We start from the raw sequence: 14,862 nt of genomic DNA, 5'->3' as shown, positions 1-14,862 counted from the left end.
GCACGTCGAATCGACCCCAGAAGGCACTCTCATGAGCTCCCACCCGACCATCCCGGAGTCCGCGTCACGGCCGTCGCCGACCGCGACCGAAGCGCCTGAGACGACGGCCATCCCGACTCGCCCTCGTCTCGTCCGCTTCGGCGCGGGCTTCATCATCATCGGGCTGTTCTGGGCGGTCGGCCTCGCCATGGTCGCGAACGTGCTGCTGCCGCAGCGCCTCACCGACATCGGGGTCGCGTCGCCCGAGGCCTGGTTCGGCACGATCAACGCCATCACCGCCGTCGTCTCGCTGGTCTCGAACCTCGTGTTCGGCAATCTCTCGGACCGCGTCCGCACCCGCTTCGGCCGTCGCACGCCGTGGATCGTCGGCGGCGCAGTGCTCGGCGGAGTCGCGCTCGCCGCCGTCGGAGTCATCGACGACCCGGTCGGCATCACGGTCGTCTACTCGTTCGCGCTCGTCGGCCTGAACATGATGCTGGCCCCCGCCGTCGCCGTGATCTCGGACCGCGTGCCGCTCTCCGCTCGCGGGACGATGTCGGCGTTCTGGGGTGCCGGCGTCACCATCGGGTACCCGATCGGCGCCCTGGTCGGAGCGGCGTTCATCACCGTGACGATGCCCGGCTACTTCCTGGGCGGCGCGCTCATGCTGCTCGCCGGCGTGCTGGCAGTGATCGTCTGGCCGCGTGAGAAGTCGGCGCTCGACCTGCCCGCGAAGGCCGGAGGCTTCAAGGAGCTCGGAAAGTCGTTCCGCCCGCCCCGCCACGCCCCCGACTTCTACAAGGCCTTCGTCGGCCGGCTCTTCATGCTCATCAGCTACCAGATGATCGCGGCCTACCAGCTCTACATCGTGCAGCAGTACATCGGCCAGACCGTCGCCGAGTCGGCCGCCACGATCTCGGTCATGTCGATCATCACGCTCGTCGTCGGCCTCGTCGCCTCGCTCGGCTCCGGGCCGATCTCGGACCGCATCGGCCGCCGCAAGGTACCGGTCGTCGTCGCATCGGTGCTGTTCGCCGTCGGAGTGGCCATGCCGTGGATCTGGCCGACGACGATGGGCATGTTCCTGTACGCCGGCATCGCTGGCCTCGGCTACGGCGTCTACTCGTCGGTCGACCAGGCGCTGAACGTCGACGTGCTGCCGAGCAAGGAGGAGGCCGGCAAGGACCTCGGCATCCTCAACCTGGCCACGACTCTCGGCCAGACCCTGGGCCCGATCATGACCTCGTCGATCGCCGTCGCCACCGGGTCGTACACGTTCATCTTCCCGATCTCGATCGCGATGGCCGTGCTGGGCGCGTTCACGATCACGCGGATCAAGTCGGTGCGCTGACCCGCTTCAGAAATTCAAGGAGAAATGCCCCGGATGGCGCCAGTCAGGTGCGATCCGGGGCAGTTCTGCGAAAAATCTCCTTGAAATTCTGGGGCGGCACGGGGCTAGGGACGGGCGGCGGCGGTGAGCCCGGCGACGCGCACCAGGTCGAGCTTCGACTCCTCGGGGCTGCCGGCGGGCACCGTGTAGGCGACGATACGGAGGTCCGACCCCGCGACCGAGAACACGTCGCAGTCGAGCTCGATCTCGCCGACGAGCGGGTGCGTCACGTACTTGTGCTCGGAGACGTGGGTGCCGACGGAGCCCGACGCCCACATCGTGCGGAACAGCTCGCTCGTCTCCATCAGGCCGTCGATCAGCGACCGGACCGCCGGGTCGCCGGGGTACCTGCCCTGCACCTCGCGCAGATCGCAGACGAGCGAGCCCTGGAAGTGCTCCGTGCCGAGCTCCTGCCGGACCCGGAAGCCCGCTCCGCCTGCCAGGTCGGAGCCCGCGAACACGGCTCGCACGAGGTTGCGCTCCCGCGCCGGGGCCAGAGACGGGTCGCCCAGCAGCGCCGCCCAGAGCGGGCTCCAGGTCAGGAGGTCCCACGTCGCCGAGAAGACGGCGACGGGCGTCTCGCCGAGCCGCGCGATCAGGCGCTGGACGCTCGGCGGGATGTGGTTCGACACGATGCCGTCGCCGGGAGGCAGGAGGCCGACGACGCGGTACAGGTGGTCGCGCTCGTGATCGGTGAGCTGCAGCGCCCGCGCGAGGGAGGCCGCGACCTGGTCGGACGGGTTGCGCGCTCGCCCCTGCTCCAGCCGCACGACGTAGTCGACGCTGAGCCCGGCGAGCGCCGCCAGCTCTTCGCGTCGGAGGCCCGTCGCACGGCGGCCCGTTCCTGCGGGGAGGCCCACCGCACCCGGCGACAGGCGCTCGCGCCACGACTTCAGGAGCGAGGCGAGTTCGCCGTGAGGATCTTGCACCTCTCTATTGTGCGCAGGAACTCGGGACCGCGGCTGGTATCGCGAGTCCTACCGTCGACGGGGGCCTGGGCACTCCGAGGCACGACGAGCACCATGGAGCCATGACAACGACACTCATCACAGGAGCCAACAAGGGTCTCGGCTACGAGACCGCCCGCCGCCTCATCGAGGCCGGGCACAGCGTGTGGATCGGCGCCCGCGACGCCGAGCGCGGCCAGAAGGCCGCCGACGAGCTCGGCGCGACGTTCGTGCAGCTCGACGTGACCGACCAGGCATCGGTCGACGCGGCCGCCGCGACGGTCGCAGCCGCCGGCGGCCTCGACGTTCTCGTGAACAACGCCGGCGTCACCGGCCCTCAGTCGAAGCCCGCCGAGCTGACCGGCGCCGACTTCGAGGGCGTCTACGCCGTCAACGTGTTCGGCATCGTGCGGGCCATCCACGCGTTCCTACCGCTGCTGCAGGCGTCGGCCAACCCGACGATCGTCAACGTCACGAGCGGTCTCGGCTCGTTCGACTCCGTCCACGACGCGAACCGCATCGAGTCGAAGGTCGTCGCGCCGATCTACAACTCGTCGAAGTCGGCGGTCACCATGCTCACCGTGCAGTACGCCCGCGCGCTCGACGGCATCAAGGTCAACGCGGCCGACCCGGGCTACACGGCCACCGACCTGAACGGCAACTCGGGTCATCAGACGGTGACCGAGGGCACCGACGCGATCGTCACGCTCGCGACGCTCCCGGTCGGCGGCCCCACCGGCACCTTCATCGACCGGAGCGGCCCCGCGGCGTTCTAGCGGACCCGCGCCACCGAGCGAGCCGGCGGGTGCGTGGAATCGGCAGGATGCGGGCCCGGACCCCGCAGATTCCACGCACTCGGACCGCCCGACAGGTGTGCGATACCGAAAAGATCCCGGGGCCGGTTTGCCTGTTCACCTTGACCCGCCACAATGGCCCCGTGACCAAGAAGATCGACACCGCCCTGAAAGACCTCACGCACGCTCTCGAGAAGCACGCGCAGATCGTCGGGCTGAAGCCCATCCCGCTCAAGAAGGCCGGCCGCGCCGCCGCCGAGCTTCGAAGCGCGGCGACCGCCTACGCGACGATCGTCGAGCAGAAGACCGGTCAGACGAACCCCTTCATCGACTTCCTCGACGCGGCGACCATCGAGTCGCTGACAAAGGAGCGGGAGTTCATCGCCGCCCGCAAGGCAGCCGAGGCGAAGGCCGAGGCCAAAGCGCAGGCCAAGGCCGGGGCGAAGGACTCGAAGGCCGGCTCCGAGGCCTGAGGCGCTACGACCGCTCGTCGACCAGTGCGATGAAGCGGCTGCCGACGCCCTCGACCTCTGTCCGCGCGAAGCCGGCCGTGGGCTCCGGCGCCTGGAACGGCGAGTGGTAGTCGCACATCAGGTAGGTCCAGTCGGGCCACCACTTCTTCGGACGGGCGTCCTCGGCGAATCCGCACACGACGCAGTCCAGGTGCACCCACACCTTCTTGGCACCCGTGCGGTTCGTGCGCGACTGCACGAGCCACTGCGGCGGGTCGCTCTCGATCGCCGCCAGCTCGTCTTCGGTCAAGCGCGACGGGATGCCGTGGCGCGTCGCCATCTCGAGCGGGATGTCGAGGCGGAGGGCGGCGTCGCGGCGAGTGAGCATGCCCCAGGGTAAACAGCGCGTAGCAATCGAGCCAATTCGCGCAATGCCCTATGCCGGGAGGCCCCCGGGGGTCTAGCGTCAGCGGCGAGAGGGGGATTCCTCCCTCCCGACGCGTGGGGTCGATATCTGGGGTCGACTCCGTTCACAAAGCGCGCCGCCTGCGTCGCAGTACCCAGAAAGGGAACATCGATGTTCGACAAGCGATTCATCACATCCGCCATCTCCAGGAGCGCCGAGAACGGCCTCGACCGTCGCAACTTCTTCACCGCCGCCGGCGTCGCCGGCGTGGGTGTGGGTGTGGCGGCCATCGCCGGCAACACTCTCGCCGGCCCTGCCGCTCCGGCCCATGCCGATGAGGTCAGCGACGCCGCTATCCTCAACTTCGCCCTCAACCTCGAGTACCTCGAGGCCGAGTTCTACCTCCGCGCCGTCACCGGCTCGGGCCTGCCCTCGAGCATGACCGACGGCACGGCGACCCTGGGTGGCGTCGTCGGCGGCAAGAAGGTTCCGTTCAAGTCGGGCGCCATCAAGGCCATCGCGACCGAGATCGCGGCGGACGAGAAGGCGCACGTCGCGTTCCTGCGCTCCGCTCTGGGGTCGGCCAAGGTCTCGCGCCCGGCGATCGACCTCAAGACGAGCTTCAGCGCCGCGGCCACCGCCGCCGGCCTGATCAAGAAGGGCCAGACCTTCGACCCGTTCGCCAACGAGGAGAACTTCCTGCTCGGCGCCTACCTGTTCGAAGACGTCGGAGTCACGGCCTACAAGGGTGCGGCGCCGCTCATCACGAACGCCACGTACCTGGGCGCCGCCGCCGGCATCCTGGCCGTCGAGGCGTACCACGCGGGCATCATCCGCGAGCGGATCCTGAACACCGGGCTGTACGAGCAGGCGCAGGCCATCTCGAACGCCCGAGACAGCCTCGACGGCAAGTCGAACGACGACCAGGGCGTGGTCGAGAAGAACGTGCGCAACCTCGTTCCGACCGACAAGAACGGCATCGCCTACGGCCGGACCGCACCGCGCGTGCTGAACGTCGTCTACCTGACGCCGAACGCGGCCACCAAGGGCGGCTTCTACCCGGCCGGCGTCAACGGCACCATCTCGACGAGCGGCGCGGCGGGCGACCCCACGTCCTGATCGAGCAGCGAGGGAGGCGGCGGGCGCGATCAGGCGCCCGCCGCCTCCTGCGTTAACGTGCCGCCTCTAGCGCTCAGCGCGGAACGGGGATAGCTTGTCCCCCAAGAGGGGGACTCCTCCCTCTCGACGCGAGGAACCGGCATCTGGGACCGGCTCCGATCACCCATCGCGTCGTCTGCTCTGCAGTGCCCAGAAGGAGAACAACGATGTTCGACAAGAAATTCATCACGACCGCTATCACGCGAAGCGCCGAGAACTCGCTCGACCGGCGCAACTTCTTCACCGCGGCCGGCGTCGCCGGCGTCGGGGTCGGCGTGGCTGCTGTCGCGGGAGGGGCCTTGCCCGCCCATGCCGACACCGCGTCGGACGGAGCCGTCACCGACTCCGCGATCCTCAACTTCGCGCTGAACCTCGAGTACCTCGAGGCGGAGTTCTACCTCCGCGCGGTGTACGGCACCGGCCTCGACAGCTCGCTGATCGGCGGGATCGACCCGCAGGGGAAGGTGCTCGGCGGCCACAAGGTGCCGTTCAAGTCGTCGTTCGTCCGTGCCATCGCCACGGAGATCGCGGCCGACGAGAAGGCGCACGTCAAGTTCCTGCGCACCGCTCTCGGCGGAGCCAAGGTGGCACGGCCCGCGATCGACCTGCGCAACAGCTTCACGGCTGCGGCCACGGCGGCCGGCCTGATCAAGAAGGGCGAGACGTTCGACCCGTTCGCGAGCGACGAGAACTTCCTGCTCGGCGCCTACATCTTCGAGGACGTGGGAGTCACGGCCTACAAGGGGGCTGCGCCGCTCATCACCAACAAGACGTACCTCGGCGCCGCCGCGGGCATCCTGTCGGTGGAGGCGTACCACGCCGGCATCATCCGGAGCGAGCTCTTCCGCAAGGGCCTGCACACTCCCGCCGACCGGATCTCGGACGCCCGCGACTCGCTCGACGGTCCGACGAAGGACGACCAGGGCGTCGTCGTCAACAACACGCAGAACCTTGTTCCGACGGACGCGAACTCCATCGCGTTCGGCCGGACCGCGGCCCGCGTGCTGAACGTCGTCTACCTGAACCCGAACCAGGTCGACAAGGGCGGATTCTTCCCCGCGGGCGTCAACGGCGCGATCGTCGCGAGCGGGAACCCGGGCAGCCCGACGGCCTGAGAGACCGGGCCGGGGTGCACGTCGCCCGAACGACGTGCACCCTGTGCCCCTACAGCCAGTGGCGGTGCTTGAACACCCGGTAGAGGCCGAACCCCGCAGCGAGCATCAGGAGGACTGCGAAGGGGTAGCCGAACTCCCAGTGCAGCTCGGGCATGTGGTCGAAGTTCATGCCGTAGATCGAGGCGATCAGGGTCGGCGTGAACAGGATGGCCGCCCACGACGAGATCTTCTTGACCTCCTCGTTCTGCTGGATGCTCTGGTCGGTCTGCCGCCTCGTCACGATCGTGGCGTGCACCGTCAGCGCGTTGTCGAGGATGGCGCGGAACGAGGCCACACGTTCGACGATCAGGAGCGTGTGGTCCTGGACGTCGCGCAGATTGCGCTGCAGCTCGACGTCGACGCCGTACTTCTCGCTGCCGCGCTGCAGGTTATCGAGCATCTTCACGAGCGGCACGACGGCCCGCTGGAAGTTGATCACCTCGCGCGACAGGTTGTAGATGCGCTCCGAGAGCCCCGTGCTCTCGAGGCGGAAGAGATCGTTCTCGATCTCGTCGATGTCGTTCTCGAGGCCGGCCAGCACGGGCTCGTACTCGTCGACGACCTGGTCGAGGATCGCGTAGAGCACGGCCTCGGGCCCCTCCGCCAGCAGCTCGGGAGCCGCCTCCATCCGCTTGCGCACGGTCATCAGGTCAGGTGACTCCGCGTGCCGGATGGTGACGACGAACTCGGGCCCGAGGAAGACGTGGAGCTCGCCGAACTCGACGGTCTCCTCCGCGTCGACGTAGCGGGCCGGTCGCAGCACCGCGAACAGGATGTCGTCGTAGCGCTCCAGCTTGGCGCGCTGGTGGCCGAGCAGGGCGTCCTCGACGGCGAGGGGGTGGAGCGAGAACTCGGCGGCGACCGAGCGCACCTCGGCGGGGCTCGGCCGGTACAGGCCGATCCAGCCCATGCCGTCGTGCTGGTGCATCAGGCGGTAGGTGGCGTCCAGGCTGCGCGGGTTCTCGATCCGGCGTCCCGCGACGTACACGCCGTTGTCGATGAGGGGCATCCCAGAAGGATGCTCCCCGCGGGTGAACGAGCGGCGTCAGACGCGCCGCGAGCGCCAGAGGGCGGCGGCGAGGAAGGCCGCGCCGGCGACGATGTCGAGGGTCCAGTAGACGGGGCTGGTGGTGTCCGAGATGAACAGGAGGCCGTACGCGCCCTCCGCCATCAGCACGACGGTCAGGGGGAGCACGGCGAGCCAGCGTCGAGCAGGGCGCCCCCAGCGCACGTACGCCGCACAGGCGCCGAGGATCAGGCCGGCCGCGATGCCGGGCACCGTGTACATGTTCTGCAGCGGAGCGGCGTAGTAGTAGCCGCGCCAGATGCTGACCACCCCGTAGGCCTCGAGCATCGCCTCGAAGGCCACGATGCCGAGGATCGCGCCGAGCAGGGGCCTGGCCCGCGAGAGCCACACGAGCAGGAAGGCGAACATGCTCCAGCCACCCGCCGAGTTCGCCAGCGACCCCAGCCAGTCGGGCAGGAACCCCTGCGCCGGGCTGGTCGCCCCGCCGATGAGAGCGGCCCCGACGAGCACGATCACGACGGCGCGCACGGTGCTCGCGACAGTCTCGGAGCGCCACGGGTGACGGACGGCGGCAGCATTCGCAGAACTCATATATCGACTGTAGGGGCTCTCCGCAGCCAGGCAATCCCTCCCCGGATCGGATCGTCTCGTCCTCGAGGACCACCCGGGCCGCTACCGTCGAGGCATGCCCTACGACGCTCGGGTGTGGATCGTCGACTGCGACGCGCCCATCGACACCGGCTCGCTCGACGCGGGCGAGCGATGGCGGGCTGCGCGGTTCGCGAGCGCCCGCGACGCACGCCGGTACGCGGCAGCGCACGCGGGGCTGCGCGACGTGCTGGGCGAGGCGGCGGGGGTGGCGGGCGGCGGCCTGGAGTTCCTGCGCGCCCCCTGCTTCTCGTGCGGCGAGCGGCACGGCAAGCCCTCCCTCCCCGACGGCCCGCACTTCAGCCTGTCGCGCTCGGGGCGGTGGGCGGCGATCGCGGTCGCCGACGAGCCGGTCGGCGTCGACATCGAGAGGGCGCAGGAACTCGGGGCGGCACCCTCCCTCGCCGACACTCTGCTGGCGGAGGGCGAGGCGTCGTCCGACCTGCTGCGCACCTGGGTGCGCAAAGAGGCGCTCCTGAAGGCGACCGGCGAGGGTCTCACCCGGCCGATGACCACCGTGCGCGCCGACGACGAGCGGATCGTCGACCTCGCTCTGGACGGTCCGCTGGTGGGGGCGCTGGCGTTCACCGTCGCGTCGCCGGCGTCCACTAGGGTGCGCAACCGATGAACGACGACTCGCGCCCCGGCCTCCTGCTCGGCTCCGACCGGACTCCGCCCGAGCGCACGCTCGTCGACGTGCTGCGGCAGACGGTGGCGGCGTTCCCCGAGGCCTCCGCGCTGGAGGACGACCAGGGGGCCCTCAGCTACCGCGAGCTCGCCGTGCAGGTGGGCGCGGCAGCGTCCGCGCTCACCGCGGCGGGCGTCGCCCGAGGCGACCGGGTCGGCGTGCGGATGCCTTCGGGCGACCGCTTCCTCTACCTCGCCATATTGGCCGTGCTCACCGCCGGCGCCGCGTACGTGCCCGTCGACGCCGACGACCCCGAGGAGCGCGCGGCGCTCGTCTTCGGCGAGGCCGGGATCGTCGGCGTCGTCGGAGCCGGCGGGGTCTTCGACCCGCGCGACGGCACCACGCGCGCCGCCTCGATCTTCGCCGGGCCGGCGCCGCACCGCAGCCGCGCCGAGGCTCTGCCCGCAACGGCCCCGCTGCCGGCCGACGACGCCTGGATCATCTTCACCTCGGGCTCGACCGGCACGCCGAAGGGCGTCTCGGCGAGCCACCGCTCGGCCGCCGCGTTCGCCGACGCCGAAGCGCGGATGTTCCTGAACGCGCCCGGCGTCGACCCGCTCGGCCCCGGCGACCGCGTGCTCGCCGGCCTGAGCGTGGCGTTCGACGCGTCGTGCGAGGAGATGTGGCTCGCCTGGCGGAGCGGCGCCTGCCTCGTGCCGGCCCTGCGCTCGCTCGTGCGCACCGGCGCCGACCTCGGGCCGTGGCTGGTGCTGCACGGCATCACCGCCGTCTCGACCGTGCCGACGCTGGCCGGCCTGTGGCCCGCCGAGGCGCTCGAGAGCGTCCGCCTGCTGATCTTCGGCGGCGAGGCGCTGCCGCCCGACATCGTCGACCGGGTCGCCGGCGAGGGCCGCGAGGTCTGGAACACCTACGGCCCCACCGAGGCCACCGTCGTCACGACCGGCGCACTCGTCGTGCCGGGCGAGACCGTCCGCATCGGCCTGCCGCTCGACGGCTGGGACGCCGCTGTGGTCGACGCCGACGGCCGGCCCGTCGCCGAGGGCGAGGTCGGCGAGCTCATCATCGGCGGCGTCGGCCTGGCCCGGTACCTCGACCCGGCGAAGGACGCCGAGAAGTACGCGCCGCACGAGGGCCTCGGCTGGGAGCGCGCCTACCGCTCCGGCGACCTGGTGCGGTTCGAGCGCGAGGGCCTGGTCTTCCAGGGCCGCGCCGACGACCAGGTGAAGGTCGGCGGCCGCCGCATCGAGCTGGGTGAGATCGAGGCGGCGCTGCTGGCGCTGCCCGGCGTGGGCGGCGCGGCGGCGGCCGTCCGGAAGACCGACGCCGGCAACCAGCTCCTCGTCGGCTACCTCGCCGTGGCCGACGCGCAGGCGTTCGACCGCGGCTCAGCGCTCGAGCGGCTCCGCGAGGGGCTCCCCGCGGCCCTCGTCCCGCTGCTCGCCCTCGTCGAGGGCGACCTGCCCACCAAGACCAGCGGCAAGATCGACCGCGACGCCCTCCCGTGGCCGCTCCCGGCGACGACCATCGACGGCGCCGACGCCGGTCTCGGCTCGGACGAGCTGATCCTCGCCGCCGACTGGCAGGCGGTGCTCGGCCTGCCGATCGACGACCGGGACGCCAACTTCTTCGACCTCGGCGGCGGCTCGCTGGCCGCGGCGCAGCTGGTCGCGCGCATCCGCGAGCGCGATCCCGAGTTCACCGTCGCCGAGATCTACTCCCACCCGCGGTTCGGTGCCATGGCGGATGCGCTCGCCGTGCGCGGCGGCGGTCAGGCCGCCCGCGACGACTACCACCGCTCCGCGCCGACGCCGCTGCGGATGCAGTGGCTGCAGACCCTGCTCGGGATCCCCCTGCACATCCTCAGCGGCGTGCGCTGGCTGACCTACGCGCTGACGGCCTCGACGCTGCTCCAGTGGGCCGATGGCGACGCGTTCCGCGCTCTGCCGTCCGTCGGCTGGCTGACCCTGGTGATCCTGATCGTGGTGTTCGTGAGCCCGATCGGCCGCATGGCCATCTCGGTCGTCGCCGCGCGCCTCCTGCTGACGGGCGTCGAGGCCGGCGACTACCGGCGCGGGGGCGGCGTGCACCTGCGGCTCTGGCTCGCGGAGCAGGTGGCGCACCAGATCGGCGCCGTCGGGCTCGCGGGCGCGCCGTGGGTGAGCTACTACGCCCGAGCTCTCGGGGCCCGTATCGCCCCCGGCGTCGACCTGCACGCGCTCCCGCCGGTGACGGGCATGCTCCGCGTCGGCCGCGGCGCGTCGATCGAGCCCGAGGTCGATCTGTCGGGCTACTGGATCGACGGCGACGTCGTCCGGATCGGCGCCATCCGGATCGGCGCCGGCTCCACCGTCGGCATGCGCTCGACGCTGCTCCCGGGCACCCGCATCGGCAAGGACTCGTCGGTCGCACCCGGGTCGGCCGTCTTCGGGCGCGTGCCCTCCGGCCAGGAGTGGGCCGGCTCCCCCGCGGCACGCGTCGGGAAGAACCGCACCTGGTGGCCGGCCGATCGCCCCGCGGCCCCGAAGCGCTGGCTGCTCGCGTACGGCCTGTCGTCGGTGGTGCTCGCGCTCCTCCCCGTCGCGGCCCTGGCCGGCGGCGGCGCCGTCCTCGCCCTGGGGGTCGCAGGATCGGGCTCGCTGGGCGAGGCCTTCGCCCGCGCGCTCGCGCTGCTCGTGCCCGCGACGCTCCTGGCCGGCTTCACCGCCGCCGTGCTGGTCGTCGCCTTCGTCCGGCTCCTGGCGCTCGGCGTCGCCGAGGGCACGTTTCCCGTGCGCTCCCGCGCCGGCTGGCAGGTGTGGAGCACCGAGCGGCTGCTCGACCTCGCACGCACCTTCCTCTTCCCGCTCTACTCGAGCCTGTTCACGCCCGTCTGGCTGCGCCTCCTCGGTGCGGAGGTGGGCCGCGACGTCGAGGCGTCGACGGTTCTGCTGCTGCCGTCGATGACCACGATCCGCGACGGCGCGTTCCTCGCCGACGACACCCTGGTCGCCTCGTACGAGCTCGGCGGCGGGTACCTGCGGATCGCGCGGGCCGAGATCGGCCAGCGGGCCTTCCTCGGCAACTCCGGCATGACCGGCCCCGGCCACACCGTGCCCCGCGACGGTCTCGTCGCCGTGCTGTCTTCCGCTCCGAAGAAGTCGAAGGCCGGGTCGTCGTGGCTCGGCTCGCCGGCCGTCCGGCTCCGCCGCACCGTCGCCGCGACCGACGAGGCCCGCACCTTCCGCCCGCCGGCCGGCATCCGCGCGGCGCGCATCCTCTGGGAGCTCGGCCGATTCGTGCCCGTCGTCGTGTCGTGCCTGCTCGGCCTCACACTCCTGTTCGCCCTGATCGCGCTCGTCGACGCCGTGGGCCTCGGCTGGACCATCGCGCTCTCGGGTGCCGTCATGCTCGCCGCGGGCGCGGTCGCGGCGCTCACCGCGACGGCCGCCAAGTGGGCGCTCGTGGGCCGGATCCGCGCCACCGAGAAGCCGCTCTGGTCGAGCTTCGTCTGGCGCAGCGAGGTCGCCGACGTGTTCGTCGAGCTCTGCGCCGCCCCGTGGTTCGCACAGCCCGCCGCCGGGACCCCGGCGCTGGTCTGGTGGCTCCGGTCGCTCGGCGCCTCCATCGGCCGCGGCGTGTGGACCGACAGCTACTGGCTGCCCGAGGCCGACCTCGTACGGCTCGGCGACGGCAGCACCGTCAATCGCGGCTGCGTCGTGCAGACGCACCTGTTTCATGATCGAATCATGAGCATGGACACCGTCACCCTCGACGCCGGCTCGACCCTCGGGCCGCACAGCGTCGTCCTCCCCGCCGCCCGCCTCGGCGCCCACGCGACGGTCGGGCCCGCGTCGCTCGTCATGCGCGGCGAGGGCGTCCCCACCGGCAGCCGCTGGTCGGGAAACCCGATCGGCCCCTGGCGCGAGGTCCGCGTCTCCGACTACCGCGCGGCCGCTCAGTGACAGGACGCACCACCTACCTCCCCGACAGCGGAAACCCCGGCTACCGAACGAGCTCGTACCACCTCGACCTCGTCTACCGGGTCTCGACGAACCGCCTCCAGGGCACCGCGACGATCACGGCCCGCGCGACGGCCGACCTCCGCCGCCTCTCGTTCGACCTCGTGGGGCTCCGCGCCTCGAAGGTCCGCGTCGACGGCACCAAGGCGCGCCTCTCGCAGACTGCCGCGAAGCTCGTGGTGGTGCCGCCCGAGGCGATCGATGCGGGCGAGGAGTTCGTCGTGGTGATCGAGTACGCCGGCGCCCCGGCGCCCCGGCGCAGCATCTGGGGAACCGTGGGGTGGGAGGAGCTCACCGACGGCGTCATCGTGGCCGCGCAGCCGAGTGGCGCGCCGACCTGGTTCCCGTGCAACGACGACCCGTCCGACAAGGCGTCGTACGTGATCCGAGTGGCCACCGAGCAGCCCTACGCGGTGGTCTGCAACGGGGTGCTCGCCGAGCGGAACACGAAGTCGGGTCGCACGACGTGGGAGTACCACCAGCCCGAGCCGACCTCCACCTACCTCGCGACCGTCCAGATCGGCCGCTACGAGATCCTCCCGGTCGACCTCGCGGGCGTCCCCGGAACCCTCGCCGGGCCGCCGGCCCTCCGCTCGCGCATCGGGCACGACTTCGGGCTGCTGCCCGAGATGATGACAGCCTTCACCGAGCGCTTCGGCCCGTACCCGTTCGCCGCCTACACGGTCGTCGTCACCGACGACGATCTGGAGATCCCGCTCGAGGCCCAGGGGCTCGCGATCTTCGGGGCGAACCACGCCGACGGCCGCAGCGGGTCGGAGCGCCTGATCGCGCACGAGCTCGCTCATCAGTGGTTCGGCAACAGCGTCGGCGTCGCGAGCTGGGGCGAGATCTGGCTCAACGAGGGCTTCGCCTGCTACGCCGAGTGGCTCTGGTCGGAGGCCTCCGGCGGCCCCTCGGCGGCGCGCCTGGCGGCCTCCGCCCGCGCCCGCCTCGCCGGCCTGCCGCATGACATCGTGGTCGGCGACCCCGGGCCCGACGCCATGTTCGACGACCGCGTGTACAAGCGCGGCGCTGTGACCCTGCAGGCGCTCCGCGCACGCGTCGGCGACGACGTGTTCTTCGACACCCTCCGCACCTGGACGACGCGCCACCATCACGGCGTCGCGACGACGACGGACTTCGTCGCGCTCGCGTCCGAGAAGGCCGGGGCCGACCTCGGCGAGCTGTTCGACGCCTGGCTGTTCGGGCTCGCGGTGCCGGCGCTGCCGCGGGCGTAGCGGGCCGGCTGCGGGCCCGGCTGGCGGGCGGTGCTGCGTGGCGACGGTCGGCGGCGCGCTGCGGGTGCGCGCAACTCAGGGAAAGCGCGCGGGCCGGGCCGCCGACGGCGGGCCGCCGCAAGTCCAGGGTGCAGGGCGCCTGAGATGCCGACGGCTGGCAGCTCGGCGGCGCGTGGGCGCAACGCCGGAGACGCGGACGGCGGGCTGCCGGAGGCGCGGCCCGACGGCGCTCGGGGTGCGGGCGGTGCGGGGTTCCGCGCCGGGGCGCACGTTCCTGCGCCCCTGCTCGCATTTCAGGGAAGCGCGCACGCACCGCCCGACACGCGGACCCGGGCACGGACGGGCGGGGTCTGGCAGGTGTCGGCGCGCCTCCGGAGACCCGCCCATGCCACTGCGCGCCCGCCGACACGCCCCTGTTGCTAGGCGCCGCGACGCGCGAGCGCGACGAGGTAGCGGCACGGACCCGCCGACTCGTTGACGTAGGCGCAGGCCACCGGAGTCCCGAGCTGCAGGCAGTCTCCGGCCGCCAGGTGGTGCGTCTCGGCGCCCTCGACGAAGGTGAGCTCGCCGTCGAGCACCCAGATCTGGTGGTGCGTGAACGAGTACGAGTCGGCGGGGTAGTCGACGCGGACCCCGGCGGGGAGCTCGACCTCGACGAGCTCGATCGGGCCGCCGGCGCCGGGCGACACGGAGCGGCGGTGGTACCCGGTCTCGGGGTCGGTCCACACGGCCTGATCGCCGAACCGCGCCACTCGTCCGCCGGCCCCCGTGCTCTCGGCGCGCGCGATGAGCTCCGAGAGCGTGATGCCCAGGGCTCCTGAGATGCGGCCCAGCAGCGCCGCGGTCGGCTGGACCTCGCCGCGCTCGATCTTGGCGATCATGGCGCGTGAGACACCGGACCGATCGGCGAGGGCGCTGACGCTGAGGTCGCGGCTGTGGCGGGCTCCGGCGAGGGCGGCCGCGAGCGAGTCGGTCAGGTCGTCGGTCATGGGTGCAACTATACGACCTGATCTGGCTACTAT

At 71.7% G+C, this 14,862-nt stretch carries 13 protein-coding genes; 8 read left to right on the top strand and 5 right to left on the bottom strand.

All coding sequences use genetic code 11. The annotated features are described in order from the left end of the window. Nucleotides 1-31: 31 nt before the first annotated feature. Nucleotides 32-1,330, top strand: a complete 1,299-nt coding sequence (locus AC07TY_RS07785; protein ID WP_494784917.1) for an MFS transporter — start codon at nt 32-34, stop codon at nt 1,328-1,330. A 104-nt stretch (nt 1,331-1,434) separates the two neighbouring features. On the opposite strand, the gene AC07TY_RS07780 is transcribed toward AC07TY_RS07785, so the two are convergent. Further along, nucleotides 1,435-2,298, bottom strand: a complete 864-nt coding sequence (locus AC07TY_RS07780) for a helix-turn-helix transcriptional regulator (protein WP_123505305.1) — start codon at nt 2,296-2,298, stop codon at nt 1,435-1,437. A gap of 101 nt (nt 2,299-2,399) precedes the next feature. On the opposite strand from AC07TY_RS07780, the gene AC07TY_RS07775 reads away from it, so the two are divergent. Together AC07TY_RS07775 and AC07TY_RS07770 are read left to right on the top strand one after the other, a co-directional pair. Continuing rightward, entirely contained in the window at nt 2,400-3,092 is a 693-nt protein-coding gene (locus AC07TY_RS07775) for an SDR family NAD(P)-dependent oxidoreductase (protein WP_494784916.1), read from the top strand. Between the two features lie 161 nt (nt 3,093-3,253). Further along, a complete protein-coding gene (locus AC07TY_RS07770; RefSeq protein ID WP_494784915.1) occupies nt 3,254-3,583 on the top strand; it encodes a hypothetical protein in 330 nt (109 codons plus the stop codon). A gap of 4 nt (nt 3,584-3,587) precedes the next feature. Here AC07TY_RS07770 and AC07TY_RS07765 read toward each other — a convergent pair whose 3' ends face one another. Further along, the gene (locus AC07TY_RS07765; RefSeq protein WP_494784914.1) at nt 3,588-3,950 is read right to left on the bottom strand and encodes a hypothetical protein; all 363 of its coding nucleotides are present in this window, start codon (nt 3,948-3,950) and stop codon (nt 3,588-3,590) included. A 189-nt stretch (nt 3,951-4,139) separates the two neighbouring features. Here AC07TY_RS07765 and AC07TY_RS07760 point away from each other — a divergent pair, with 189 nt between their 5' ends. Together AC07TY_RS07760 and AC07TY_RS07755 are read left to right on the top strand one after the other, a co-directional pair. Beyond that, on the top strand, nt 4,140-5,087 hold the full coding sequence (locus tag AC07TY_RS07760) for a ferritin-like domain-containing protein (RefSeq protein WP_123505308.1): 948 nt from the start codon (nt 4,140-4,142) through the stop codon (nt 5,085-5,087). A gap of 206 nt (nt 5,088-5,293) precedes the next feature. Continuing rightward, nucleotides 5,294-6,241, top strand: a complete 948-nt coding sequence (locus AC07TY_RS07755) for a ferritin-like domain-containing protein (RefSeq protein ID WP_494784913.1) — start codon at nt 5,294-5,296, stop codon at nt 6,239-6,241. 49 nt (nt 6,242-6,290) lie between these two features. Here AC07TY_RS07755 and corA read toward each other — a convergent pair whose 3' ends face one another. Next, complete coding sequence (corA, locus tag AC07TY_RS07750; protein WP_123505310.1) at nt 6,291-7,289, bottom strand: magnesium/cobalt transporter CorA; 999 nt, start codon at nt 7,287-7,289, stop codon at nt 6,291-6,293. A 36-nt stretch (nt 7,290-7,325) separates the two neighbouring features. Then, complete coding sequence (locus tag AC07TY_RS07745) at nt 7,326-7,898, bottom strand: DUF6518 family protein (RefSeq protein WP_123505311.1); 573 nt, start codon at nt 7,896-7,898, stop codon at nt 7,326-7,328. A gap of 94 nt (nt 7,899-7,992) precedes the next feature. Here AC07TY_RS07745 and AC07TY_RS07740 point away from each other — a divergent pair, with 94 nt between their 5' ends. Genes AC07TY_RS07740 through AC07TY_RS07730 form a run of 3 tightly spaced genes read left to right on the top strand, consistent with a single transcriptional unit; the run spans nt 7,993 to nt 13,840 of the window. After that, the gene (locus AC07TY_RS07740) at nt 7,993-8,583 is read left to right on the top strand and encodes a 4'-phosphopantetheinyl transferase family protein (protein WP_494784912.1); all 591 of its coding nucleotides are present in this window, start codon (nt 7,993-7,995) and stop codon (nt 8,581-8,583) included. Further along, nucleotides 8,580-12,545 (top strand): Pls/PosA family non-ribosomal peptide synthetase, encoded by a 3,966-nt coding sequence (locus AC07TY_RS07735; protein ID WP_494784911.1) that lies wholly within the window; start codon nt 8,580-8,582, stop codon nt 12,543-12,545. The genes AC07TY_RS07740 and AC07TY_RS07735 overlap by 4 nt, the downstream gene beginning before the upstream one ends. Next, the gene (locus AC07TY_RS07730; protein ID WP_494784910.1) at nt 12,542-13,840 is read left to right on the top strand and encodes a M1 family metallopeptidase; all 1,299 of its coding nucleotides are present in this window, start codon (nt 12,542-12,544) and stop codon (nt 13,838-13,840) included. Before AC07TY_RS07735 ends, AC07TY_RS07730 begins: the two co-directional genes overlap by 4 nt. Before the next feature lie 419 nt (nt 13,841-14,259). On the opposite strand, the gene AC07TY_RS07725 is transcribed toward AC07TY_RS07730, so the two are convergent. Next, nucleotides 14,260-14,829: a helix-turn-helix domain-containing protein gene (locus tag AC07TY_RS07725; protein ID WP_123505315.1), complete on the bottom strand. Its 570-nt coding sequence runs from the start codon at nt 14,827-14,829 to the stop codon at nt 14,260-14,262. Nucleotides 14,830-14,862 lie beyond the last annotated feature (33 nt).

This window comes from Frondihabitans sp. GW821-FHT04F02 (assembly GCF_059420045.1).
Note: the sequence above shows the minus strand (reverse complement) of the source record. Positions and strands in the feature narration are given on the sequence as shown.

Excerpts from the sequence above, each read along its gene's own strand:
- AC07TY_RS07755 (WP_494784913.1), top strand. The coding sequence starts at position 5,294 with ATGTTCGACAAGAAATTCATCACGACCGCTATCACGCGAAGCGCCGAG.
- AC07TY_RS07745 (WP_123505311.1), bottom strand. The coding sequence starts at position 7,898 with ATGAGTTCTGCGAATGCTGCCGCCGTCCGTCACCCGTGGCGCTCCGAG.
- AC07TY_RS07785 (WP_494784917.1), top strand. The coding sequence starts at position 32 with ATGAGCTCCCACCCGACCATCCCGGAGTCCGCGTCACGGCCGTCGCCG.
- corA (WP_123505310.1), bottom strand. The coding sequence starts at position 7,289 with ATGCCCCTCATCGACAACGGCGTGTACGTCGCGGGACGCCGGATCGAG.
- AC07TY_RS07735 (WP_494784911.1), top strand. The coding sequence starts at position 8,580 with ATGAACGACGACTCGCGCCCCGGCCTCCTGCTCGGCTCCGACCGGACT.
- AC07TY_RS07765 (WP_494784914.1), bottom strand. The coding sequence starts at position 3,950 with ATGCTCACTCGCCGCGACGCCGCCCTCCGCCTCGACATCCCGCTCGAG.
- AC07TY_RS07740 (WP_494784912.1), top strand. The coding sequence starts at position 7,993 with ATGCCCTACGACGCTCGGGTGTGGATCGTCGACTGCGACGCGCCCATC.
- AC07TY_RS07775 (WP_494784916.1), top strand. The coding sequence starts at position 2,400 with ATGACAACGACACTCATCACAGGAGCCAACAAGGGTCTCGGCTACGAG.
- AC07TY_RS07760 (WP_123505308.1), top strand. The coding sequence starts at position 4,140 with ATGTTCGACAAGCGATTCATCACATCCGCCATCTCCAGGAGCGCCGAG.
- AC07TY_RS07725 (WP_123505315.1), bottom strand. The coding sequence starts at position 14,829 with ATGACCGACGACCTGACCGACTCGCTCGCGGCCGCCCTCGCCGGAGCC.